General features: G+C 31.4%; 25 protein-coding genes and 1 tRNA gene. 7 read left to right on the top strand and 19 right to left on the bottom strand.

What is annotated here, in order from left to right:
- Window positions 1–27: 27 nt before the first annotated feature.
- A complete protein-coding gene (locus tag NZ853_06970; protein MCS7205421.1) occupies window positions 28–933 on the bottom strand; it encodes a hypothetical protein in 906 nt (301 codons plus the stop codon).
- Between NZ853_06970 and NZ853_06975 the strand changes: the two genes are divergently transcribed.
- On the top strand, window positions 923–2563 hold the full coding sequence (locus NZ853_06975) for an AAA family ATPase (protein MCS7205422.1): 1641 nt from the start codon (window positions 923–925) through the stop codon (window positions 2561–2563). The genes NZ853_06970 and NZ853_06975 overlap by 11 nt on opposite strands.
- Here NZ853_06975 and NZ853_06980 read toward each other — a convergent pair.
- The 3 genes from NZ853_06980 to NZ853_06990 all read right to left on the bottom strand — a co-directional run bounded on the left by NZ853_06980 (window position 2560) and on the right by NZ853_06990 (window position 4934).
- Window positions 2560–3603 carry a methyltransferase domain-containing protein gene (locus NZ853_06980; protein ID MCS7205423.1) on the bottom strand — a complete coding sequence of 348 codons (1044 nt, stop codon included), beginning with the start codon at window positions 3601–3603 and terminating at the stop codon, window positions 2560–2562. The genes NZ853_06975 and NZ853_06980 overlap by 4 nt on opposite strands.
- Window positions 3604–3677: 74 nt before the next feature.
- Window positions 3678–4283: a DUF151 domain-containing protein gene (locus NZ853_06985; protein MCS7205424.1), complete on the bottom strand. Its 606-nt coding sequence runs from the start codon at window positions 4281–4283 to the stop codon at window positions 3678–3680.
- Between the two features lie 105 nt (window positions 4284–4388).
- Window positions 4389–4934, bottom strand: coding sequence for a DUF4416 family protein (locus NZ853_06990; protein ID MCS7205425.1), 546 nt, complete (start codon window positions 4932–4934; stop codon window positions 4389–4391).
- 131 nt (window positions 4935–5065) lie between these two features.
- Here NZ853_06990 and NZ853_06995 point away from each other — a divergent pair, with 131 nt between their 5' ends.
- Window positions 5066–6361, top strand: coding sequence for an ATP-binding protein (locus tag NZ853_06995; protein MCS7205426.1), 1296 nt, complete (start codon window positions 5066–5068; stop codon window positions 6359–6361).
- A 20-nt stretch (window positions 6362–6381) separates the two neighbouring features.
- On the opposite strand, the gene NZ853_07000 is transcribed toward NZ853_06995, so the two are convergent.
- The 3 genes from NZ853_07000 to NZ853_07010 form a co-directional block, all read right to left on the bottom strand.
- Window positions 6382–6453 (bottom strand) — tRNA-Pro (locus NZ853_07000).
- Window positions 6454–6486: 33 nt separating this feature from the next.
- On the bottom strand, window positions 6487–8838 hold the full coding sequence (locus NZ853_07005; protein ID MCS7205427.1) for a hypothetical protein: 2352 nt from the start codon (window positions 8836–8838) through the stop codon (window positions 6487–6489).
- Window positions 8835–10322: a hypothetical protein gene (locus tag NZ853_07010; protein ID MCS7205428.1), complete on the bottom strand. Its 1488-nt coding sequence runs from the start codon at window positions 10320–10322 to the stop codon at window positions 8835–8837. Before NZ853_07010 ends, NZ853_07005 begins: the two co-directional genes overlap by 4 nt.
- Window positions 10323–10568: 246 nt before the next feature.
- On the opposite strand from NZ853_07010, the gene NZ853_07015 reads away from it, so the two are divergent.
- From NZ853_07015 to NZ853_07025, 3 genes are all read left to right on the top strand, one after another.
- A complete protein-coding gene (locus NZ853_07015) occupies window positions 10569–12623 on the top strand; it encodes an ABC transporter ATP-binding protein/permease (protein ID MCS7205429.1) in 2055 nt (684 codons plus the stop codon).
- A complete protein-coding gene (locus NZ853_07020; protein MCS7205430.1) occupies window positions 12624–13037 on the top strand; it encodes a response regulator in 414 nt (137 codons plus the stop codon).
- A 73-nt stretch (window positions 13038–13110) separates the two neighbouring features.
- Window positions 13111–14220 (top strand): hypothetical protein, encoded by a 1110-nt coding sequence (locus NZ853_07025; GenBank protein ID MCS7205431.1) that lies wholly within the window; start codon window positions 13111–13113, stop codon window positions 14218–14220.
- On the opposite strand, the gene NZ853_07030 is transcribed toward NZ853_07025, so the two are convergent.
- The gene (locus NZ853_07030; protein MCS7205432.1) at window positions 14217–14651 is read right to left on the bottom strand and encodes a hypothetical protein; all 435 of its coding nucleotides are present in this window, start codon (window positions 14649–14651) and stop codon (window positions 14217–14219) included. The genes NZ853_07025 and NZ853_07030 overlap by 4 nt on opposite strands.
- A gap of 102 nt (window positions 14652–14753) precedes the next feature.
- On the opposite strand from NZ853_07030, the gene dgt reads away from it, so the two are divergent.
- A complete protein-coding gene (dgt, locus tag NZ853_07035) occupies window positions 14754–15905 on the top strand; it encodes a dNTP triphosphohydrolase (GenBank protein MCS7205433.1) in 1152 nt (383 codons plus the stop codon).
- A gap of 2 nt (window positions 15906–15907) precedes the next feature.
- Here dgt and metW read toward each other — a convergent pair whose 3' ends face one another.
- The 10 genes from metW to NZ853_07085 form a co-directional block, all read right to left on the bottom strand.
- Window positions 15908–16495, bottom strand: a complete 588-nt coding sequence (gene metW / locus NZ853_07040) for a methionine biosynthesis protein MetW (protein MCS7205434.1) — start codon at window positions 16493–16495, stop codon at window positions 15908–15910.
- Window positions 16485–17645 carry a homoserine O-acetyltransferase gene (locus NZ853_07045; protein MCS7205435.1) on the bottom strand — a complete coding sequence of 387 codons (1161 nt, stop codon included), beginning with the start codon at window positions 17643–17645 and terminating at the stop codon, window positions 16485–16487. The genes metW and NZ853_07045 overlap by 11 nt, the downstream gene beginning before the upstream one ends.
- A 1-nt stretch (window position 17646) precedes the next feature.
- The gene (locus NZ853_07050; GenBank protein MCS7205436.1) at window positions 17647–18939 is read right to left on the bottom strand and encodes an O-acetylhomoserine aminocarboxypropyltransferase/cysteine synthase; all 1293 of its coding nucleotides are present in this window, start codon (window positions 18937–18939) and stop codon (window positions 17647–17649) included.
- Between the two features lie 55 nt (window positions 18940–18994).
- The gene (locus NZ853_07055; protein ID MCS7205437.1) at window positions 18995–19486 is read right to left on the bottom strand and encodes a hypothetical protein; all 492 of its coding nucleotides are present in this window, start codon (window positions 19484–19486) and stop codon (window positions 18995–18997) included.
- Window positions 19455–19859 (bottom strand): biopolymer transporter ExbD, encoded by a 405-nt coding sequence (locus tag NZ853_07060; GenBank protein ID MCS7205438.1) that lies wholly within the window; start codon window positions 19857–19859, stop codon window positions 19455–19457. The genes NZ853_07055 and NZ853_07060 overlap by 32 nt, the downstream gene beginning before the upstream one ends.
- Window positions 19856–20473 (bottom strand): MotA/TolQ/ExbB proton channel family protein, encoded by a 618-nt coding sequence (locus NZ853_07065; protein ID MCS7205439.1) that lies wholly within the window; start codon window positions 20471–20473, stop codon window positions 19856–19858. Before NZ853_07065 ends, NZ853_07060 begins: the two co-directional genes overlap by 4 nt.
- A gap of 57 nt (window positions 20474–20530) precedes the next feature.
- Window positions 20531–20743: a (2Fe-2S)-binding protein gene (locus NZ853_07070; GenBank protein MCS7205440.1), complete on the bottom strand. Its 213-nt coding sequence runs from the start codon at window positions 20741–20743 to the stop codon at window positions 20531–20533.
- Window positions 20744–20775: 32 nt separating this feature from the next.
- Complete coding sequence (locus tag NZ853_07075) at window positions 20776–21906, bottom strand: FecR domain-containing protein (protein ID MCS7205441.1); 1131 nt, start codon at window positions 21904–21906, stop codon at window positions 20776–20778.
- Window positions 21907–21931: 25 nt separating this feature from the next.
- Window positions 21932–22756: a FecR domain-containing protein gene (locus tag NZ853_07080; protein ID MCS7205442.1), complete on the bottom strand. Its 825-nt coding sequence runs from the start codon at window positions 22754–22756 to the stop codon at window positions 21932–21934.
- Between the two features lie 312 nt (window positions 22757–23068).
- Window positions 23069–23617: an RNA polymerase sigma factor gene (locus NZ853_07085; protein ID MCS7205443.1), complete on the bottom strand. Its 549-nt coding sequence runs from the start codon at window positions 23615–23617 to the stop codon at window positions 23069–23071.
- 89 nt (window positions 23618–23706) lie between these two features.
- On the opposite strand from NZ853_07085, the gene NZ853_07090 reads away from it, so the two are divergent.
- The gene (locus NZ853_07090; protein MCS7205444.1) at window positions 23707–24975 is read left to right on the top strand and encodes a hypothetical protein; all 1269 of its coding nucleotides are present in this window, start codon (window positions 23707–23709) and stop codon (window positions 24973–24975) included.
- Here the strand turns inward: NZ853_07090 and pssA are convergent, their stop codons facing one another.
- Window positions 24976–25737 carry a CDP-diacylglycerol--serine O-phosphatidyltransferase gene (pssA, locus tag NZ853_07095; GenBank protein MCS7205445.1) on the bottom strand — a complete coding sequence of 254 codons (762 nt, stop codon included), beginning with the start codon at window positions 25735–25737 and terminating at the stop codon, window positions 24976–24978.
- Window positions 25738–25813 lie beyond the last annotated feature (76 nt).

Here is a 25813-nt window from a genome sequence, read left to right on the forward strand (position 1 = left end):
TGAAAAACTAAATACTTACAAGTAATTTTAAACTTTATCATAAAAAAAAGAACACAAAATTACATATAAAATCCCCAATATGATTTGTCCCCAACCCAACGTTTGAATCTTATAGATTTTTTGTATTTTGATCAATTGATAAATGATCACATACACAAATAAATAAAAAAGAAAAATAGTAAGAAGTGGTAAATGGATGAAGTAGTAAAAATACAACATCAATGAAACAATCACGGATGCAATGAGGATATACCAAAACATGTCAGTTTTTCGGTATTTGATATAATCTATCAATTCTCTGGTCAAAAGAATAGATGTGAGGTTCCGAAATCCTAAAATCATAAAAATCAATTCGATTTTTGAGGTATCCCACTCAATGGTAGTAGACATCGAAGCTGCGATGAGAACAAACAAAAACGTTCCCGCTATTTCTAAAAGTAAATGCTGATAAAAACCTTTGATTTCCAGCACCACAAACAACAACCCCAAACCAAACGCTATGAGAACAAATATCCAAAAAGGAAAATGAGAGAATCGATAAGTAAAATACAAAAGAACAAGATAGAAAATCAAAAACAAAATCAGAAATAAAAAAGCTACATGTTTTCTTAGAAACTTTCTTTTCGAGAAAACGTCCTGTAAAAAAATTTTTAGGTTTTGTTTTACAAAAGGAAATGTAATTAATAAAATCGCTAAAAAATACTTTCCCACTCCCTCAGAAATAACAAGTCCCAAAATCAAACTTTCAATCACAAATCCCCAAATTCCCTTTTCTGGGGGAATGAAAATGGGTTTGTATCGAATTTGCTTGAGTTCTTCAATAAGACTCATAGAAATTACAACAAATAAAACCAAAATTCCTTCAACTACAATCCAACTTTCTATTGACAAAAAACATAAAAAAACACATCCATTTAAACAAATGTATATCATAGAAGCTCTATCTAAAAAAGAAACATATCCTTTTTTAAAAACAGAAGTAATGATCAAACAAACCCATGCTTCGTTCATATTCATCACAAAACCTTTTGTTTATAAAGTCAAAAAACCAGTAAATTATGGTTTTTTAGATTATTCCACATTAGATAAACGTTTTTTTTACTTATCAGAAGAACTTCGGCTTAACAAAAGATTTTGTCCAGAGCTCTACATCAACGTTGTTTTACTCCATTATGATCACAATAGCCATAAATTAGAGTTTTTAGACGTATACTCCAAAGAAGAAATAGAAAATCTCGATAACTTGCAACCCATGCACAAATTCCACGAACTCAAAAATAAATTCCAAAACCAAAAGATTGAGTTTGCGCTCAAGATGTATTATGTCGAAGAGAAAGACTTTCTTAGGAATCAAGTAATTCATTATCAGAAACTAAACAAGATCACTGAACGTTTGATTGAGATATATCAGACTCTTCCTAGAGCTCCAAAAAATCCCCAAAAAGAAATTATTTTTCAAAATCTTGATGATTGTTCTTCGTTTGTGAATTACACCATAACTCCTATCGCATTTCGAATCATTAAAAGATTTAATCTTCTTTATTTTCGAAAATTTTACTCTTTGCTTCGCAAAAGAGAATTAGATGGATGGGTAAAAGAATGCCATGGTGATTTACATATCGAACACATCATAATACAAAACGGAAAGGTTTGTATTTTTGACTGTATTGAATTTAATCCTGATTTTCGTTATATTGACATCGCAAGTGATATCGCTTTTTTTTGCATGGATTTAGAATTCTTAGGATATTATCGTGAGTCATATTATTTTATAAAAAATATTTATAAATTTTTTCATAATTATGAAATCATTCTTCTACAGGATCTATATCGATGTTATCGTGCTTTTGTAAGAGGAAAAGTTTATACTCTGAAAAGTTTACATAAAGATATAAATCAAACAGAAAAAGAAGAAGCCATATCTTTAGCAAAAAAATACTTTCAGCTGAGTTTGAGTTATGCTTTAAAGAACATTCATCCGACCGTATTTGTTTTTATGGGAAGGATTGGTTCAGGAAAGAGCACCTTAGCAAGAAAGCTCGCAGAGCTACTTGGAACAAGAGTTTTTTCTTCAGATGAGATTCGAAAAGAGTTATTTTACTTAGACAAATTCAAAAGAACTCCTGAAGAAGAAAAACAAAAACTATACAATCGACTGATTACTCAGGTTGTTTATAACAAGATGATACGAGATGGTATTGATCAAGCATTGAAAAAAGGCGTTTCTGTTTTAGATGCTACTTTTGCTACCCGAAAGCTAAGAAATATGGTTCTTTTTGCTACTTTTGAGGAAAATGTTCAGTGCTGGTTCATAGAAGTTGACACAAAAAAAGAAATCATAATCGAACGACTCAAAAAAAGAGAAAATTCCGAAAACGAAATAAGTGATGCGGGAGTGAAAGAATTTTTAGATTTCTACGATCTCTATGAACCACCCTACGAAATCCCACAAAAACAAAAAATCACCCTCAAACTTCGAAAAGAAAGATCAATTGACAACGTATTTTCTTTTTTACTGAAAAAAATCCTTATTCATCGATTTCAATATCGTGAACCCTATTAGAGGCTACATCCACAACCAGAACTATTTGTTGTAGTTGTTGTGATTGTGCCACATTCTTTGAATTCACCATAATGAGTGCTGAAATCTCCGATAATTTCGAAATAAGGTCGAAATCTGGTAGCACTGAGCATTAAAGTCGTATTACCACAAACACGTTCGGGTTTTCCTTTTTCAAAAATATGGGTTGCATCTAAAACAAACTTATGAGGTGATTCTGCAATTCCTCCTTTATAGATGGCGATTTGTCCATAATCTTCACATGCATCCTCAAGCCCTGGAATTTTCCATAAGCGATATGTTATGGAATAAAATTGTATGTTTCCTACCAAATCTTCGATTTCGGGATTACTAAGATTAATAGTATTTTCAGATACCACTCTTGGATCCATGAAACCTACTTTACGTGCGAGTCGTATAAAATCTTTTTTATACAAAGCACCACTAAGACATTCATTATATAAAACAGGATGATCCTTCAAATGGTCGGGGATTCTTCGGTCCGCATAATTATCAGAAAAATAAAACTCTCCACCCGGTTTTAGAATCTTATAGATTGATCTTAGAACTGATTCTTTGTCGAAAATCAAATTAAATACACAATTGGATATCACTAAATCCAAAGATTCTTCTTCGAAGTAGTCTTCTATGTTTTCAATCAAATCATTGATAAAAGCTACATTGGGTCTTCTATAACCAAATTTTTCTGTATGGTAATCAATATACTTTTTGGCAATTTCAATTTGACTTTTGGTAATATCAATCCCCCAAACGAAACCTTCTTCTCCCACAAGTTTCGAAAGAACATAAACATCTCTTCCTGTTCCACAACCTATATCAAGAACCTTCAAGCCCTTTAGGACTGTAGGAATTGGCGAACCACAACCATAGTATTTGTTTTTGATTTCTGAAGCAATTAACGGAAGCACATCGCTTACGTATTTAGGATAACTTTCTGTTGTGCAACATGCTTTTGTTTTGAGATCATTAATGTCTTGGACCTCTTCGCTATAGTATTTCTGGACTGAGGCTATGAAATCCATTTTCTCTCCTGATACAATACTATGGTATGGTATATTGACAAAAAAAAGAAGTTTGTTTGCATGAAAAGTAAATTTTAATTATCTCTTTGTTGGAGTTCTTTGATTTGATCTCGGATTCTTGCAGCTTCTTCGTAGTTTTCTTCTTCAATAGCTTTTTGCAGTTGTTCTTGTAGTATCTCTAATTTTGATTTTTGTTTTAGAGGATTTTCTTTTTGAGTTACTACATCTTCCTGAGGTTGAGGTGAAGTTACATCATCATCTTCATTTGTAATGACAACCGCACTTTCTCGAAAGACTTTTTTATGCATATAGATTGGACAACCCAGTCTTATTGCCAATGCAACAGAGTCAGACGGACGAGCATCAATCTCTAATATCCGATCTTCGAATTGTAGGACGATGGTAGCATAAAAAATACTGCCAATCAAATCATTGATAATGACACGCAGTATCCTTGCGCCTAATAAATTCAAAACATTAGACATTAAGTCATGGGTATTAGGCCGAGGGCTTTTAATACCTTGGAGTTCATTCGAAATTGAATAAGCTTCTAAAGGTCCGATAAAAATGGGAACAGCTTCCTTCGTAGAAAAATGAGCTGGCTTGAAAATCAGAGCAAATCCCACCGTCGTCACAGAAATATCGACGATTTTAACTTCAAATATTTCATCATCCCTCATATACATACAATTTATTTTCTATTGAAGAATTTTCAATAATGTTTTTTTCGAATTTAAAAAATACAAAAAAATTATTTCTAAATCAATACAATCAAAATAACGTTCCTATTGAGGAATATTACTAACGTATATCAATCTTAAATCATTAAACAACGTAATGATGTCAGGGCTACGATAAAATTTCGGTGTATGAATAAAAGGTTTATAGGTATTCTTATCGAAAAAGTAAAGAGTCTCAGAGTATATTTTTTTATACAAGTATATTCGATGGATATCTTCTGAAATTGTTGTTCGTATTGCTTGTATTTCTGTTACATAACCTACATCTAGCTCTATGATGGGGAAACCTTCTTTTTGGTAATGGTTTTCTAACTTCAAAACTTTGTATTTTATATCAACAATTTCTTCTCTGGATATAGGTCGTTCAAAACTAAACAAATGAAAAATCCCATATTCTTTATTGGATATGTAATTTGAGGGAATCGCTAACAATGGTCGAATATTCAGCTCAAAGTCAATCTTTCCAAAAAAATTTTGAAATTTTTCTTTGAATTTCTCTATTCGAAATTGATTCTCTTCATCATATATAGCAACAATGAATAATCTCGCTAATTTTTCCTTTTCAAAGGGTGGTTTCCATCGCTTATTCACAAACAAACAGAAAAAACTTAAAAAAATAATCGTCAAATGGAATTAGAAAAACTCTTACGAACAAAATTGCATGAAGTATTAAATTTAAGAATCATTGATTTTCATTCTTAATGATTTTTTTAGGTTTAAGAATGACAGAAATCGATTTTTTTAAAGCAAAGCAACAAATCGAAGACGAAATCCAAAAAGAAATCGATAATTCTGAATTAGAACTTCCTTTGATCACTTTCGAAAAAGGTGAATTCAAGTTAAACTTTTTTGTTCATTACATTAAAAAAGAACATATCTTTGAATGCATAGGTATCATAAAAAAATACATAGATAATATACGTATCCATACTTTTGATAGTAATTATATCATCTTTCAATCTTTAGGAAAAAACCTTTACGAAGTTAAGAATTTTCTTCATGAAATCAAATTCAAATTCGTGTTTTTCAACATCAACCGTGTAGAAATCACAAAAATAGGAAATCTACAACAAGAAGAAATTTATGCTATCATCGAGGTATTAAAATATTTTCTCAAAAAAACTCAAAAAATAAATCACATAGAAAAGTTGGTTCAATTAGGAACAAAAATTTACTCTCACATAGAAAATATCCCAAATGAGGATCGAAAATTCATCACTGCAATTGATGAAGATTGGGAAACTTTAGGTGGGTATCAAGAAATCAAACAAGAAATCCAAGAAACTATTCTTTTGCCATTACAACATCAAGATGTTTTTTTAAAAGTGAGTGAATTATCACGTGGGAAAAGAACCCCCAACTACCCATCAGCAATCTTATTCGAAGGACCTCCAGGTGTAGGAAAAACCACGATGGCAAAAATCATAGCATCCGAAGCCAGAATACCAATGGTATATGTGCCAATTGAAAACATTCTTAGTAAGTATTATGGAGAGTCAGCAAAAAATTTATCAGAAGTTTTTGATCACGCAGAAAAATTCGAAAAAGTCATTCTGTTTTTAGACGAGATTGACTCTTTAGCTACGTCTCGTGATCAAGGGATTGTTGAAGCAACTCGAAGATTATTATCAGTTCTACTTCGAAGAATTGATGGATTAGAAAACAATCCAAATATTATTACCATTGGAGCAACAAATAGAGCTGGAGATTTGGATCATGCATTACTTTCTCGTTTTGATGTGATCATTCACTTTCCCTTGCCTGATGCTAGTGAGAGATATAAAATCTTTCGAAAATACATCAAGCACCTCAAAAACGAAGAAGTGATAGAATTAGCAAAAATCAGTCAGGGATTTTCAGGAAGAAATATTAAAGATGTATGTGAAATGGCGGAACGTAAATGGTCAAGACTGATAATCCACCAAAGAAATGAAGTTTCTCCACCACCTAAAGAAATTTATCAAGAAGTGATTCATCGAAAGCAAAAAGAAAAAGAACTTTGGGAGGGACTTAAATGAATTTCAAAAATAATTTTTCATCGGGCTGACTGGATTCGAACCAGCGACCGCACGCCCCCCAGACGTGTGCGCTACCCCTGCGCTACAGCCCGATTAATCTCAAGTTTTCATAATTAAGTCTTGAGTCAATTCGATTTTTGATTGATTAGTTCAAGCCACTTTTCATTATATTTGTAAATGATATTTTGTGCTTGCAGACGTATTTCTCTACGATGTTCCCTATCCAAAGAAAAAATACTTTGGATGCTTAAATTTTCAAAAAACCATTTGTAGAGTTCTGGTATTTTTTTATGAATGTGCAACCCACCTGTGAGATTTTCCATGATTAATTGGGAATAATAAATAGCAAATTGGAATTTGATTTCTTCTCTCGAGAATAATCGAACTCGTTTTAATTCGCTTTCTTTTAAATCTTGAGATTGATAGATTTTGAGTAAAATTTCACGAAAGGTTTTTTTGGTAGTTCTATAGTAGAGAACATCTTCTGACAGACATTCAAAAACAAACTGTCCCAATGCGAAGAAAAAAGCAGGAACAACATTTTCTCGAATCCCAAGATAAATTCGTTTTAATAGTTCTGCATTATCTCCACCTATGGGGTAATACAATGTGTGTTTATCTTTATTGTACCAAGCTCCAGTTAAAATATAATGGGTTTCATCAACTCCTACTTCACTAAAACTACGTTTTTCACCAATAATTTTGTTTTGAAACTCAGGAAAGTGTGATGATGGTATCTCTTTTATTGGATAACAAGAACCAGGAATGATCATAATATACAAATTTTCTAAATTTTCAACTCCTCTTGCTTGTTTGATGATAGCACCTCTTCTGATTTCTCGAGAAGGTAAATCCTTATCAACTAATTGTGCCAGTTCTAACAGACATTCAACAACAATAGGGGTATTTAACTCAAGTTGAATGATTTCAGGTAAATCTTTTTGGATTTGAATCTGGTTTTTCCAAAGTTTAAGAACAGGATTGAGTGTTAGAATCCCGTGTTTTTCGGTGTGCAAAAGGGAATAATCATTTGATGCCATTCGAATGGGTTTTAGTCTTTCCTGAATGATTTTTTTACAAAAATCTAAGATTTCTCTTTCTTGAAAGGGATTTCCAACTGTAAAATGATTTGGGATTTCATAGTGATTTCTATATTTTGGATTAGGTATAAACAACTTCACTTCATTAAAAAGATTATTTTTGTAAAACTGGTAAATCTCGCTATTGATTTTGGAAAATTCTCGGATTTGATCCAAGATCTTTCTTTTTAAAGGGGATACTTCATATGAGTTATTAAAAACTTCTTCTTTGACTGAAGAAAAGAATTTAAAAAAATCATCTAAAGCTCGAATTTGATTTTCTTGGTGTTTTTGAATGAAAAATTCTATTAGTTGATTGTGAAGTAAATCTAAGAATTCTGTTAATTTATAAATGGTATTAATCTTCTCTTGGATTAATTCTTCTTCTCTTGAGGTAGTAGCAAATTCCAGCACTTTTTCTTTTTCTAAAAATACAAAGTCTTTAGGTGAGTTTCGAGATTCATTGTATATTTTTTTTAATCTTTTGAGTTTTTCTTTGTTGATTTGAGCTTCTAGATAGTAGATTTTTCTCATGAATCTTTCAACTTCATTAGGAAATTGGGTATATTCGTTCAGAATATATAAGATTTTATATTTTGAGTCTATAAGTTGATTTTTTATTAAGAATTCAATGATTGCTTTTCTTTCAAAATATCCTAAAATATAGTTTTTTGTTTGCATTAATTGATATTGTATATTAGCAATCATTTTGTTTTGGATCAAAACGTTGGCATTTATTAATTTGGTTCTTAGAAATTCATTTAAGGTACCTTTTAAAAACTGAAAAAATTGCAATTTATGTAATTCTTGAATTGATTCTCTAAGGTTTTCATATTGTTTCAACTTTTCTTCTTGTAATTTCCAAAAAGGTTCATAAGGTGATAGATAATCAATCAAATCTTTGGTTAAATCTTGTAGATATTCAGACAAATAAAAGATTCGCTTTCTTCTTTCATATTTTAATGATATTCGATATTCTTGGATGATCTTTTGTTGAATGTTATACGGAACATTTGACCATTCAGGATTCTCTGGAACTCCTAAATCTAAAAAGATTGAAGGTTTTATAAAATCTTTTATAAAGATGTTTTTATCATTTAAAGAAAGGCTTCTTGCAATCATGATATCAATATATCTATACCAAAGATGATGGAATCTAAGGGAACATTCTTTTGAAAAATTTATCACTTTTTTATCTAGGTCATGTTCATTTGATTTCCAATCGATGGGAACCAAAGGTTCTTGGAAAATTCCCCAGGAGTGAGAAAAGATATATTCTTCTTTGAATTCAATCGTCTTAAACTTTACTTTTCTTGGAACAAAGTATAAGCGTCCATCAATATCTTTGTGCAATCCAGCTTGCTTGTCTTCTTCAACGGCATCTAAAACTTCTTTCATATTGGTGGCTTTCCATTTCCTGTGGATATTTCTCTTCGAGTCTTTCTTCCTTTAATTAGTTGAAATAGAGATTCATACAAGTCTGGATCGTAATCAGGATTAACAATATATACTATTCTTCGGGTATCGTCCTGTAGGAGCTCAAAATGAGCGAAACGCCTATCCAATATAGCTGTCGAAAAATCAAAACCAGCAAAATGTAACTTCGGAACTTTTTTTACTATAGGATTAATTGTTGCAAGTCGATCAATTCCAGGTCTACTGATATATCGATTGGTTGTAGTTATGATACCTGCCTCAAAGTAAGTTTTACCGCTTGCTGTAGTATTAGCCATCACAACGAAATCTCCTTCACGAAAGGCTTTTTTGTTATCAGTTAAGCTAACAGAAGTATAATCTAAAAACTCACGAAGTAAACGCTCTGGATATGTAAAATAAGAATTATTTACAATCATTTGGATAGCTCGTATTGGAGTAAAAGCCTTCCTCCAAGGAACATCTGATGTTAATGAAGCAAACTCAGAAGAAACCGCTAAGATTGCAGCATCTTCATCATAAGGTATGTCTTCTGACAAAAATTTTAATTGAATTCTTATATCATCTAATAGTGGTTTTTTGTTCAAATCAAACTTAAATCTCTCGTAAATCTTTTTTAATTCTTGAACTAAAAAAGATTTTGAAGGATAGTTATTAGTTCCAGGATCATACCTCATAGGTCTATGGTGATAAAGGATATTTCTTTTCACTTGATGACTAATACTTTGCTCATGAGCTATCAAAATATAAGATAATAATGGATGAGTTCGTAAATAGTTCATATCTTTTTCACTTAAAGTAGAATCCTTTGGAATTACCATTTTTTGATAACCAACATCACACAAAAGAGCACTCATCATTAAGTGATTTACTCTTTGATAGAAAGTTCCATCATCTCTATAACCTTGTGCACTAACACCTCGAGTTTTCATTGCCATCGCAACAACGACTCTCTTAGTAGCGAGTTCTATTTCATACTCATTTTTGCTATCTGTCAAAAGTTCAATAATATTGATTAATCCATTTAAATAATCAGGATTACTTTCGAAATCCTTAAAGACCTGAGTTAACTTTTCACTTGTTCTTCGAACTTGGATTGAAGTAATAGCTGTTTTTCGCAGACTAGCAAGTATTTGTTTTGTTTCTAAAGTTAAGTCTCTTGCTGTTTTTTCTGTTAATAACTTTGTGTCTGTAAAACCTTCTGGGATCTCTCGAGTTTCCTTTTTTAATCCAAGAGTTTCACTATCATCAACATCATAGTATAACTTCCCTTGCTGGGTATACCGAAATAATCTTTCAATTTCTACATCAGTTGCATCTTTTTTCTTGTAAATTATGATTTGTCCTTCTTTGTTGTAAAAATGAACGGGAATTTCTTTCGTCTCTAAGATTTGCTGCATGATCTCGGGGGTAAAAGAAAATAATTTATATTCTTTTTTTTGTTCCATATATAAGCCTTACATAAAATTTCATTATATTATCCTTTATCATCGTTTAATTTATTTACGTAAAAAATTTTTATTTCATACATGTAGATATAAACTTTTAGAATTCATTTATCAAATTATCAAAAAAACAAAAAGTAAAAAAATAACATTCAAAATCAATAAAAATTAATACATTAATGTTTTAGTCATGGAGATTGAACTTGACGTAAAAAAGTAATCGTTAGAACTCTCTTTAAATAATCTGAGATGATAGGAAATTTTTTTTGGTTAATTTCCTTTTTTAAACATTATCGAATTCCATTAACTATTGGGTTGATCTTAGCCTTTTTTGTTTCTATCCTCAACGGGATTAGTTTGACTTTGTTTATCCCCTTGTTTGATGCTCTCGGTTCAAAATCACAGGAGTTTTATTTTCCCATAAGTGAAAAAGAAAGAAACCTACTTGAAAAAACAATAAGGATTTATCATGATGAAAACAACTCTAAAACATTTACGAATCAAAACGAAAAAGACGCAATCAGTAAAGGAACTCTACTTTCAAATGTGAAAAAAATAGATAAGGAACTATCGAAAGAATATTTATACTATCTAAATAAATTGTCTGATCATCATTGGAGCAAATTTACTCCCATCGAAATAATTCAACTTCAGTTAATAGTTAGAACCAAACTAAATATCAATATGATGGGTTTTAGTGCATTGAAGATTGTAATACTGAGCTCTATCTTGATTTTTATTCTTTACATTCTAAAGTTATTGCTCCATTTACTTTCGATACGTTTCATTGCTGGTTCTGGATATAAAGTCATTCGAGACATAAGGAAAATAATATACCAAAAACTTCACGAACTTCCCTTGCATTATTTTTACAAAGAAAAATCAGGTATATTGCTTAGTCGTTTAGTAAACGACATTGAGTTTTTAACACCAATAATATCAAGTAATATAAGAGATACCATAACCAATATCTTCTACTTGATTACTCACCTCTTTTTACTCATTTATTTAAATTATAAGTTTTTCTTAATTTCTATTCTCTCTTTTCCATTTATTCTATTTCCCATGATGTTAGTTCTAAAAAAAATTGGAAAATCAACAGAAAGAAGTCAAAATCTATTAGCAGAACTTTCATCAATTATGCAAGAATTTATAAATGGGATCAAAACAATTCGCTATTTCTCATTAGAAGATAGAGTCCTAGAACAGTTGAAACAAAAAAACCATAGGTTTACTTGGAGGAGTTTTAAGGAAATTTACTATTTAAAAATGGGACCGAACATCATTGAACTTACATCAACATTATATACTTTGTTTTTGATAGGATTGGGGATATATTACATAGATCATCAAAATTTCACTACGGGTGAGTTTTTTGCCTTTTTATTAACTACGTTATTCATAATTCGACCGATAATCCAATTCTCCAGCATGATAGGGAAGCTCCAACAAGCTTCAACTATAATTCAAAGAATCAAAGAATTTCTTAGTATCCTTCCAGAAATCAAAGATCCCCTCAATCCAAAGATTAAAAAGCCCTTAAAGCATTATATCAGATTTGAAAATGTTTCTTTCCAATACCCAGGAACAGAACAGAAAGTTCTAGAAAATATCAACTTTGAAGTCAAAGTAGGTCAAACTGTGGCAATTGTTGGAGAAAGTGGAAGTGGAAAATCCACCTTGATGGATTTGTTAGCTAGATTTTTTGATCCTACAGAAGGTAGAATACTATTCGATGGTATCGATATTCGAGAATTTCGTATAAAAGATCATCGTAGTCGATTTGGCATAGTTCAACAAGATACGTTTTTGTTTTACGGAACCATTAAAGAAAATATTGCTTATGGTTCTCCTAATTTTTCCCTAAAAGAAATAGAAAAATCAGCAAGACTTGCGTACGTTCATGATTTCATTCAATCTTTACCAGAAGGTTATGACACAGTGATTGGCGAGAGAGGTATCAATCTTTCAGGTGGTCAAAAACAAAGAATCGCTATCGCACGTGCCATTTATTACAACCCAGAGATCTTAATTTTTGATGAAGCTACTTCAGCATTAGACCCTAAAAGTGAAAGGTTATTTCAAAGAGCATTAGAAAGACTTTTTAAAAACAGAACGACTTTTATTATAGCTCACCGACTATCTACGATTGAAAAAGCCGATGTTATCATAGTTCTAAACAAAGGAAAAATCATCGATATGGGAACTCATGAAGACCTGATGAATAAAACAGGTTTATATTCTAAGCTTCAAGAAATCAGCAGAGAAATACTTGTCACTTCTGAAATCAGAAAGGAGAATTAAATGAAAAAAACAATTTTACTTGTTGATGATAACGATAAATATGCAAAGCTAATCCAAGAATATTTTGAACAAAGGGGTTATCGTTTAGAAAGAGCATACTCAGGTAAAGATGGTTTAAATAAACTACAAAATTTCGACATAGATTATTTTGACATGATTATCACCGATATCACGATGGAAAGTCAATTAGCAGGTTTGAATTTCCTTAAAGAAGCAAGAAAATTAGGTTTCACAGGGAAAATTATTATAGCCAGCACTGGACTTAATTACTCGATTGTTCTTTACCTAGCTCCAATTTTTTTAAATTCTTTGAAAGTTGATTATCTCATACCCAAAGATTCCATTTTGAAAAAAGACTTTAAGTTTTATGAAAACAAAATTTTTCCCACTCAAAAAAGTAAAATTGAGTTTTAAATAAAAACAAAAAAAGTAGTTGAAAAAAATAAAGTAATTTTATATTAGTGATGAAAACTTCAGCACAAGAATTATGTTTTCATTTCATTACAATCATATAGGTTCTATCGTTAGGTTTTTAACTTTAACAGCTATAGTTTTTACATTTTCTTATTGTGCCACTGCGGTTTCTATCAAATTTCCTCAGTTTCCTGAAGGAACAAAAGGACAGAAATTACGCTCTGTATTAGATGGAAAGAAAAAAGTAGCGGTAATAGCAAAGGAACCTCCACCAGCCATACGAAGAAGTTTTGATCGTTTAGGTTTAGCTTCTGAGCTTAATGAAACAATGAGAGCAGCAATGAAAACTAAACTCCAACAATACGGATATTATACTGTTCTTGATATTGATAGCAGAAACGAAAGATATCAAGAATTAGCAAGAACGCAAACAGGTATTACTCAAGCACAAAAGCGTTTAGGATTGGAATTAGAAGTGGATCACCTTATATTTGTGAACATGACAGCCATTCCAAGGGTTGAATGCAAAGTGGAATTAATCACGGACGCAGTAGCTGCCGCAGCAGTAGCATTACAACTCGCATTGGCGGCTAGTGGGGTTGAAGTAAAAATAGACAATACAACAACGTCTCGTCCAACAGGTGTGCTTTACTTAACCGTATTTCTGGAAGGAACTATTGTAAATGTAGAAACAGGTAAATCTATTAGTCATTCTGTTCAAAAGCCAGTAAGGTTAGCAAATCAAGCGGGTAATATTCAATGTCCTTCGGAATTAGTTGCTTTTAATCAAGCTCTTGATTTAGCAACAACTGAGATAGCAAATGTATTATCACCACAAATCATTACATTAGATATACCACTTGAAAGTAAAGATAATGTAAAAATAGGTGACAAAAAAATGATTAATCAATTGCTTGTTGATGGAATCCGCTGGATTGAAGCAGGAGATGTAGAACAAGCCATCAAATCATGGGAGGAAGCTTTAACCTACTCTGGTGGAACATCTAAGTCAGCTCTCTGGAACATTGCCATTGCCCATTGGTATAGCGGTAATATGGAAGAAGCACAAAAATATTTCGACCTTACTTTGAAAATTGGAGGACCTAACTTTTTTAACTCAGAAAAGCGTAGGATTTATGCTATTTTCAAACAAGAGAAAAGACGCATAGAAGAAGAGGGCTAATTCATTTTTCTTAGAATAAAGTTATCACTATAAATCTCGCATGTTTTGATAGGGTAGCAGATTTCTTGAATTACATTACTTTTGCCATTGATGTAATGATCATAAAAAGAAGCAATAGAACCATTAGGCAATGCCATACAAAAGAAGTTCTGATCAAAATCAAAATGATAAATAGAACCATACAAAATGGGACTTATACCATCACGAAAATGTACGAGAAAAGTCATTTTGTAATGTTGTATCAATTCCTCCTCTGAGTAAGCTAATTTTACTTCATTGATTTTTAATCCTTTGATTTCTGCACATTGCATTGGTATTTGGTTTTTATAAACTTTCACAACACCAAACTGATGAACCTTTTCTTTAAAAAAGAACGTGCAATAATTTATGAAAAATAAAACAAAAAAAATCATCCCGAAAGAGTTCTTCATAACGATAAATTTTTCTTTTTGAAAGAGCAATCAAGAGAAAACAATCATATTATTAAATTGTTGATTAAAAAAATAAATTTTGTTTTCATAGATAAAAAAGCTATGAAGATTGAAGAATTTGAAGATCAATTTCTTGCACCTTATGCGTTAAAAAATACACTTCACGAAGGTCGATTTTATCAAGAACAAGAGGATCCTTACAGAACCAATTTTCAAAGAGACAGAGACAGAATCATTCATTCGAAGGCTTTTCGTAGACTTGGCTATAAAACCCAAGTTTTTGTCAACAACAAAGGCGATAGCTTTCGGACAAGGTTGACACATAGTATAGAAGTAAGCCAATTATCAAGATCCATTTCGGGAATGCTGAAACTAAATAAAGATTATGCTGAAGCAATTGCTTTAGCTCATGATATAGGTCATCCTCCATTCGGTCATCAAGGTGAATCTATATTAGATAAAATCATGGAAAATCACAATGGCTTCGAACATAACAAACAAAATCTAAGAATTGTGACAGTTCTCGAAGATCGATATCCTTACTGTCGAGGTCTTAATTTATCCAAAGCAACCATCAAAGGTCTGATGAAATATAATAAAATCTATGAAGAAGATACTCATCTAAAAGAACTTTTTGAAGAAAAGAAAAATCAATTTCCACCTTTGGAATGGGTAATCGTCGATACTTGTGATCGGATTGCTTACCTACATCATGATTTAGAAGATGGTATCGACTCAGGATATTTAATCTTGGACCAAGTTCTGGAATTGGAATACTGGAAAAACATTTATCATTACTTAGAAAAAGAATGGAATACAAAGTTCACAAAGGCAAGAACTTCATATAAAGTGAGAATGATGATAAGACATTCATTGAATCTTTTCATTAGGGATTTCGTCGAAACTTCAAAAAAAAACTTAGACTCCCTGCAATTAGGATCTATTCAAGATGTGTATTCCTTGCAGAAAAAACAAAATCCCGTTAGAAACTCAGATGAATTTCGACATATTTCTGATACGATTTTTGAATTTTTAAAGAAAAATCTTTATTATCACCCAGAGATTGCTTTGATGGAAAGAAAAGCTGAAAAAATCCTAAAACTACTTTTTGAGGAATTTTTAAATCATCCCAAAATGCTTCCAATTCAGTATCAAGAAAAAATTCTCGAATTCGGTATTCATCGAGTTGTATGCGATTACATCTCTGGGATGACAGACCGATACGCCATCAAGTTATACAAAGAACTTCGATAAAATCAATTTTTTACAATCAAAGCAATTGCTTGTTCGGCAAATAAATTGGGAAACCAACGAACCTCTCCATGTTTATCAAAAAAAGCTTCTTTGATAATTTTAAATTTACGTTCCTGACAAAAATCATGAAAATCTTTAATTGAAAAAGAATGAATATTTGGTGTCTTATACCAAGGAAGTGGCATAGATGGAGTTATGGGGGTTCTTCCCAAAAACATCAATTGATATCGTATAAACCAGTGGGCAAAGTTACTATAAGCGATGATGAGATTTTTCCCAACTCGAAATACCTCATCTAAGATTTTGTTAGGATCTTTGAGCTCCTGAATGGTTCCTAAAAGTAAAATAAAATCAAAAGACAAATCATCATATTGATCTAAACCATCCATGATATCACCTTGATGCACGACAAGACCTTTTTGGATGCACAAAGATACATATTCGGGGTTGATTTCCACACCTTCGCCAATAACGTTTTTTTCAACAATCAGCTCTTTCAGAAAGGTACCATCTCCGGTTCCTAAATCCAAAACCTTTGATTTTTCGGGTATCCATTCTTTTACTCTTTTGTAGAGGGATTCATAGAGCATGAAGGGTTTCTCCCATCTTAGAGTATAGATTAAATTCCAAATCCAAAAAGGAAGCAATAACAGTGGATAATTCTTTATTTGGGATCAAAAAGGAATCATGTCCATAGTTTGTGTTTAAGTTCATATAGGTTACGGATTTGTTTGCTCTTTTTAAAAGACGAACAATTTGTTTGGATTGTTCTGGTGGATATAACCAATCAGAGTCAAAACTAATCACTAAAAATTTGCTTTTGATTTTATCTAAGGCATCTTCGGGGTTTTCAATTCCCTGAAACCAATCAAACATATCCAATGCTTTAGTGATATAAAGATAAGAATTTGGATCAAAACGCTTCACAAAACTTTCACCTTGATAATGTAAATAACTTTCAACCGAAAAAAACACAGGAAATATATCCGTTGGCAGAGGATTACGTTGGATTTTCCTACCGAATTTTTTTTCCATGATTTCTGCGCTTAGATACGTAATATGACCTATCATTCTGGCTACGGCTAATCCATGCTCAGGTCTTTTGTCAGGCGTATAATTACCTTGATTCCAATTGGGATCTGACATGATTGCTTGACGTCCTACTTCATTAAATGCTATCTGCATGGCATTATGCGCCATGCAAGTTGCAATCGGAATGCAAAGGTGAACTAGATCAGGATAATGGAGAGCCCATGTTAAAGCCTGCATTCCTCCCATAGAACCACCAATAACAGCAAATAATTTTTGTATCCCCAAATAATCCAACAATAAAGCCTGAGCTTTTACCATATCTTGAATGGTAATGGGGGGGAAACTCATGTTATAAGGCTGATTTGTCTCAGGATTGATGGACGTTGGACCCGTAGAACCATTACATCCACCTATGACGTTGGAACAAATTACATAGAATTTGTTGGTATCAATTGCCTTTCCCGGACCAACATAATCTTCCCACCATCCCACTGCTCCTGTTTGCTCATCCATTCCTGCAACTAGGGCATTTCCAGAAAGAGCATGGGCTACTAAAATCACATTGTTTTTCGACTCATTCAATGTTCCCAAAGTTAAATAGTTAATATCAACGTAAGGGAAGGTATGACCAAAATAAGTTGTAAAACCTGGAAGTCTTACTGTCTTTGTTGAAACAAAACCAATATCTGATGAATATTTCTTTGGCATTTTATACCTTGTCTAATGCTTGTTTAATATCATTTTCAATGTCCTCATAAGCCTCAAGTCCTACTGATAAACGAATAAAAGAAGGTGTGACTCTTGCGGATAGTTGTTCTTCTTCGGTTAACTGGGAATGTGTGGTAGAAGCTGGATGAATGGCTAAGGATTTTGCATCCCCAATATTTGCTAAATGAGATATCAACTTTAAGTTATTAATGAACCTTTTTCCTTGTTCAACTCCACCATGAAGTTCAAAACCCACCAGAGCTCCATATAACCCACGGTGGAAATATTTTTTTGCTAGATAATAAGTGGGATGATCTTCTAAGCCAGGATAGATTACTTTTTTTACTTTTGGATGAGATTTTAAAAACTCAGCTACTCTTAGTGCATTTTGGCTATGACGTTCCATACGTAGATGGAGGGTCTCAAGTCCTTGCAAGAATAACCAAGCATTGAAAGGGCTCATGCTTACTCCCACATCTCGAAGCCATTGAATCCTTGCTTTGATAATGTAAGCAATATTGACTCCACCGAAAGGTTCAAACTTTCCAAACGTATCCCAGTAGCGAAGACCATGATAGGAGGGATCGGGTTCAGTCATCATTGGATGCTTCCCTTGATTCCACGCGAATTTACCAGAATCCACAATTATCCCACCAATGGATGTGCCATGTCCTCCAATGAATTTTGTTGTTGAATGCACAATAATATCTGCTCCAAAATCAAAAGGACGACAAAGATAAGGAGTAGGCACAGTATTATCAATAATTAAAGGGATTTGGTGTTCATGAGCAATGGAACTTACTGCTTCGAAATCCAATATATCTAATCCTGGATTTCCCATAGTTTCCGCAAAAATCAATTTTGTTTTTGGTGTTATGGCTTTTCGAAAATTTTCTGGATCTTCTGGATCAACAAAATGAACCTTAATTCCTATTTGTGGTAAAGTATAATGAAATAAATTATATGTTCCTCCATATAAACTACTTGATGATACAATTTCATCTCCAGCATTACAAATATTCAAAATAGAGATAGTGATGGCAGCCTGACCCGAAGAGGTAGCCAATGCCCCAACACCACCTTCCAAGGCTGCAACTCGTTTTTCCAATACATCAGTAGTTGGATTCATAATTCTTGTGTATATGTTTCCAAATTCTTTTAGTGAGAATAAGTTAGCAGCATGTTCGACACTATCAAATACATACGAAGTAGTTTGATATATGGGGACAGCTCTTGACTTCGTTGTGGGATCAGGAACCTGACCAGCATGTAAGCATAAAGTTTCTTGATACATACCATTTCTCCTTGTTAAGTTTACACAATAATTCATTGAAAGGAGATTTGTCAAATCATAATTCTTTTGTTTTCACTTCTAATAATTTAATAATCACTAACAACAATTCCAAAGTTAGGATTTCTAAGCTTTTTATAATAAAAAATTTCATATCGAACTCTCCGTGAATTGTGAACAAAAACAAAATTCCAAAGAAAAACAAAATATTAAAAAAAATAAAGAATTTCCAATGATAGTGTTGTAAGATCAAAATAAACATACCAAAAAAAAAGAAATAAAACGAATAAGGATAAAAAAAAAGAACAATTGATATTGGAAGAAAAAAAATCAAAATTATGATTCGATTATAGGTAAGAAATTTTTCTTTGTATCTATGAAAGGTATAATATATATAAAACAGAATCGGAAAAACTAAATAAAATAGATAATATAGAAATACGTTTGATTTTAAATATAATAGCAAACCAAAAAAAACAAAACTAATAATACTAAATACTAAATACTGATAGATTGCCTTACTTTGATATTCCAATGTGGACGTTGGCATAACCTAAATCTTTTAATAAACTGATGATCTCAACAACTTGACCATGTTTTGTGTTTTGGTCTGCATTGATTAAAATCACTGACTGTTTTTTTTCTTGTTCACTCTTTTGGAAAAAAAAACCTTCTAATTCAGTTTTGTTTATGAGTCTGTTTTTATAATAAATATTTCCATTTTGATCAATTGCTATGATTTCTGTATAAGACTTCAAAGTAGTATCACTTGTGCCCTTCGGTAATCGAATCTGATAAGAAGTGAGATAAATATTGGGTATAGATATCATAAAAATGATTAGCAAAACTAAGATAACATCTGTAAAGGGAGTGATGTTGATAGTACTTATGTATTCTTTCGGTTTTTGGATTCCGTTACTCATCGTTTTTGTTTTAATAAGCTAAAAATATAATCTATATCAGATATAATATCATCAACTTTTTTTCTAAACAAATTATAACCAAAAGATGATGGTATAGCAACAAGTAATCCCAAAGCCGTAGCCACTAATGCTTCTGCGATCCCTTTATTAATTTCTTGGATATTCGCATCACCCAAATTCGCAAACGAACGAATAATTCCCAACACGGTTCCTAATAAACCAATAAAAGGACTAAGGTTTCCAAGTGTGGCTAGGTAAATCAAATATCTTTCCAAGTATTTGTAATCTTGATAGATAAGTTGCTTTTTTAATTCTTCTACATCCATTGACAAAGAATTCGAAGATTTAAGATACTCTTCTATATGATTAAAAACAGAAAACCAATTTTTTAGATAAGGAATTTTTTCATAAGTTAATAGCGTAGAAATTTCATTATGTGTCTTAGAAATGTCAATTTTATTTTCTTGAAGTTTCCTTTTGATTAGATTTGTAAAATTTTGATAGCTTTTGTAGAACAAGTATCTCTCGATCATAATGATAATAACCACCAAAAAAAGAAACATCAAAAACCATACAACTGGACCGCCTTGAATAAAATAAAATTTCCAATCCATATAAAGAACAACTGAATCAATTTAAAAAAAATTTTAACTTTCATAATGTAAATGAAATTATGAATTTGTAGCTGACTTAAATTGCTCTAAAAAGTGTTTTATTTCGTCTTCACAAGTTCCACAACCTGTGGAACATTTTGTGTATTTTTGTAATTCTTCGAAGTTTAGGATTTGATATCTTCGTATTGCGTCAATTAAATCTTCTCTAGTTAAACCTAAGCATATACAAATTCTTGTAGGTCTGAAAATTGAAGGGTTTATATTTTCCACTATCCAAAAAAATAGCGCTCGATGGCGCTATTTTATTTAAATTCTTGTGACTCTACTTCCTCTTTTTTGACTCTGATGATACCTTTAGCCGTATGGATAACCAGAATATCATCGGTTTGAGCAATCACAGCTCCTGTGATTTTTCTTCCATCATGCAAGGTAATGATTTCTAATTTGTTGTAATGTCTTTGAATTTCTTTTTCAGTTTTTAATTCTTTTTTTGATGCTTCCTCTTCAATTTTCTTAAGTATTTCTTCTTGCTTTAGTTTCATTTCTTGTTCTTTCTGTTGAAGGATTTTATCTACATCTTTTCCTTGTTCTACTTGAGAAAATTCTTCAGTATTTAATCTTACTAATGTTTCTTTTTCTATCAATAATTCTTGAGAAGGTTCAAATGCTTTTACTTCAGCAACTTTCTGAGGTTCCACTTTTGCAAGTTCTTGAACTTCTTTTTCTTTTAAGACTACTTCAATATTTTCTGCTTTTTCAACTTTTTCATTAACTTTTACGATTTTTCTTTCAATTTCAGGATTGAGACGACCTGCTTGATTTTTTTCAATCACAATCTCATTTTCTTCAAGTCTTTTCAGAGCCGCAAGTTCTGATTTCTTTTGGATCTCATCTGCAGAAGCTTTTTCTAAAGCTAAGATTCGAGGCTTTAGTGCAACTTTTCCTTCAACAACTTGAACAGAACTTGTTTTTTCAAATGGATCAACTTCAACGACAAAAACTGTTCCACGAACACCCGCAATAGCTGTCGGTGTAGCAATTTTGAATCCTTCTTTATCAGAAGAACGTTTGACACTCGCTATCACACTTCCATGATCCACTACCAATTTGTTATCTCCACCTGCTTGAGTTGCCAAAGAGGCAATGGATATTTCAGTCATTTCTTTTATTCTAATTACAGAACCTGTTTTCATTTGAAGATCAATCTTTCCATTTTCAGTTCTAATGATGTCATTTTCATACACTAACATTCCTACTTTTGCTGGAAGAACGGTTTCATTGCCTTTTGTGTCTTTGCGGATCACTTTGACTTCGCCTGTTGAGTATGTAATAAGCATTGTAATTTTTTCTTTTTGTTTATCAGATGCTTGCTTACAATATCCTAAATAAACAAGCATCATGAAAATTTGTAATATAGTTATAGCTTTCTTCATTTTATTACCTCCTATGAGTGCAATTTCATTGAGTATGTTCATAAATGATTTCTTTAATCTTGTCCAATTCGATTACTTTTACACCATCTGTTGTGTGAAGGATAACAATATCACCATGTTGAGACACTATGATACCTTCTACAATTCGATCGTCTATTAGTTTTATCTTCTCTAAAGTTCTATTGTAGAGAGTCTCTATTTCTTTTTTGTCTTTTATATTAGGAATTTTTGATAAACTTTCCCAAATTTCATCGTTATTGTAGATTTCAGCTTGCTTACTCATTTCACTAAAAATAACAACTAACTCTGAATTTTTTGAAACTTTTTTTTGAAATTCTTCTCTTTTTGATTCGAATAAAATTTGTTCGTGTTTATCTAGCTTATCCAAGTATTGTATTTCTTTAGTGTTAGGATCATGCTTTAGAATTTCTACTGTTCCCTCCACCACTTCAACGAGAAGATCTTTTTCATTTTCAACATAAAAAAAAGTGCCAACAACACGAACCAAAAAAGAACTTGCTTCTACAAGTAATGGCACATCTATGCCCTTTTTAACCATATAGACAGCCCTACCGAAATTTTGCTTTATGTGCCAAACTTGATTTTGAAGATTAATTTGTAAGGAAGAATTAGAAAGTACCCTTATTTGAAAACGATCTTCAAACATTATATCGACAAAGCTATCATCACTTGTTTGTATCAAATCTTCGATTTCTATTAAATTACCAATAAAGACTTTTTGTTCACTTTTGTTTTTTTTCTTAATCCATACATCACCATTTATATTTATGATAATTCCACTAATTGCAGTCTGATTATATCCTTTTTTCTCTTTATATTTCTCTAACATGAATGTAGTAAGGTTCTTGGGCTTCCAAATATATGTATTATATAGAAAGAATCCAATTATGAAAATGAATAATATTGAAGCTATAATAGCATAAGTATTGATACTAAACTGACTGAATGAATATTCCTCTTTTTCGGATAAAATTTGAAAAAAATATTCTTCCTTAAAAGGTGGAGGTGATATAGAAGGTTCTAATTTCAAAAGTTCAATTATTTTCTTTTGAGTTTCATTTTGTTTTAAATCCTTATGCATAAACTTTATTTTATTTTCTTTATTATTAAAACAAACTATTTGCTCTTTTTTGCATGAATTCTATAAAATCTTTTCTTTCTTTGCAATCTCTTTGAGTTTTTTTTCGATCTTTTCAATCCTTCTTGATATCGTAGATATGCTTGTTTTTTCTAACTCGGCAATTTCTTCGAGTTTGAGGTTCGAATGATATCTCAGTAAAATCAAAATTCTTTCTTCGATAGAAAGGAAACTTAGGAGTTTTTGAACCTTTTTTTCATTCTCTTGTAACTCAGAATTGGAAAAAGCTTCTTGACTTAACTTTTCTTCCATCTCTGATTTCATAAGGGTTTTATTTTGAAAGTCAATGAAAAAGATTCTTTTTGACTTTCGATAGTGATTAATTAGTAAGTTTTTGGCTGTTTGAAATAGATAAAAACGTACTTTTTCTTCATCAATTAGTGCTTTATTTGAGAATACTTTAAGGAAATTCACAAAAGTATCTTGTAAAATATCACACGATAATGGATAATCTTGAGTAGAACGATAGATAAAATTAATGATTTCTTGAGAATATTTTTCATAGTAAATCTTTATCTTCTGTATTTTTTGTTCTAAAGTAAGTTCCCTCATAAAAAATTATTTTTGCAATATTTTACAATTGTTTTTTGTCTATTTTTTCTTTTAGAAATCTTTTCTGGTTTTCAAGATATAACATATTGATGAGGTATTTATCCATCTTATTTTTTTTGTTAAATCCTTTACAAACTATAGACTTTACTTACGGAAATTTGTTTACTTTTAATGATCAAATAGAAAATAAAAATCATCAAAAAAGTCAGATTGATCATTTTTTCACATTAAAAAATTCTATTTTTGGTTTCCATCTTTTTACAGGAATTTTTTGGGAAAACCAGAAAAAGTTCATTTGGAATTATGACTTATCATTTCCAATAAAGGACTTTCGCATCTATTTTATGGGTGGGATAATTTACTTAAATCCCTTGTGGAATGCAACCACCTTTCTTACGTCCCAGTATTCGAACAGAAAGAACTTTCCTATAAAGCGAAGACTTAAGTTTCATCAGATTGGCTTAGAGCTTTTTCAAAACTTACCCATCATCGGATTTGCTTATTTTGAAGATGAAGGAAAAGCACTCTATATTCAAAAAGAAAATCATATTTTCCTTTATGACTTTGAGAAAAAACGATGGCTTCTCTTCTCTAAAAAACAATTTCAAAATTGGTTCTACTTGATAAATACCAACGGAGAAAATAATGAGGTATCAGGATACGTTAGTTTAAATTATAAAAACTCAAACAAAAAGGCAGATTTTTTCCTAATGAGGAAAATAACGTGGGATCGCTATGATTATTTTTCAGATACTTATAAAAACAAAAAGACTTCTAATACCCAATCCTTTTTGAGTGAAGTAAAATTGAATTATCTTAATCTCTTTACTTCTATTTACTTGTTTCAAAAGAGTCATTACATGTTTTTACAAAATGACTTGGCATTCTCAATGGGAAAGTTCGATATCATTAATCTATTTGTCGGCATCAACATTTATAGCCAAGATATAGAAAAAAAACTAAGAAAACAAAAAACCAGTTTTTTCTTTGAGCCTATTTTTCCTATAAACGATGGCTTTTGGATCAGTATGAAGTGGGTCTTTTTCCCAAAAAGCTTGAATTATATCCCAAAAGTTTCCATTCAACAAAACAAGCATTATTTTTCAATGGGAATTATCTACCATCATGGAAGCTATAAGGATTTAAATGAAAGATTTTATTTTCTATCCATCGAAACCTCTGATGAGCAAAAAGATGTTATTTTTTTTGATCGTTGTTATTTGGGAGCTTTAGTTGAATACCAATATCAATCCAAAAATTTTACGATTGATTTTCATTACATTTACTATAAAAAAATTTTACAGTCCAGCTTGAAAGAAAAACAATCATTGGAAACAAGCATTCGTATGTTTTTTTAGCTATAATTTCTTGATTTGAATCAAATGGATAACAAAACTAATAATTCCTGAGAAAACGTAAATCAAAATCAAAATAAATAAAACCGATGCAGATATATTTGTGCCAAATTTAATATGTATAAACATCATAATCATAAAAAAAGAAACCAAAAATAAAATAGCACGAAAACGAGTGAATCTGCGAAAGATAGAAACTTGAATTTTCGAATACTTCAAGGTGCTTACCATCAGGTAAGATAATAAAAAGAATATCACAATAAAAACAATATTAGGGATAGGAACCTCTAATTCATAGGTCATCAAAGGTATCAGGGCGATAACAAGTCCCGCAATAGGTGAAGGAAGTCCATCGAAACTATCTTCACTATGATGAACATTAAATCTTGCAAGACGAAAAGCTGCTGAAGCTGGATAAATCCCGGCAAGTAAAATCCCCAAAGGAATCGAGAATGATTGAAATCCAACATGCATGTCTTGAAAAAAAATACTATAAAATAACACAGCAGGTGCAACCCCAAATGTGGTTAAATCGGCTAAACTATCCAACTGAGCTCCAATTTCAGAAGAAGCTCGTAACAACCTTGCGAAAAAACCATCCATCCCATCTAAAAGTGCTGCAAGAATTATCAAGAATCCCGCCACTTTCAATAACTCAGGGTTATGGTGATATGTTAGAGTTATTAAAATTGCATAAAAACCTAATAGTAAATTACCAAACGTAAAAAGATTGGGAATCCACTTGAAATGAAAAAAAGACTTCATATACTCGTTGTGAATATTTTTTATTATATTTAAAAGCAATAATTTTTTAATTATTTGACTTAAGGAATAAACCACA

The sequence above is a fragment of the Leptospiraceae bacterium genome, assembly GCA_025059995.1.
Classification (GTDB): Bacteria; Spirochaetota; Leptospiria; order Leptospirales; family Leptonemataceae; genus SKYB61.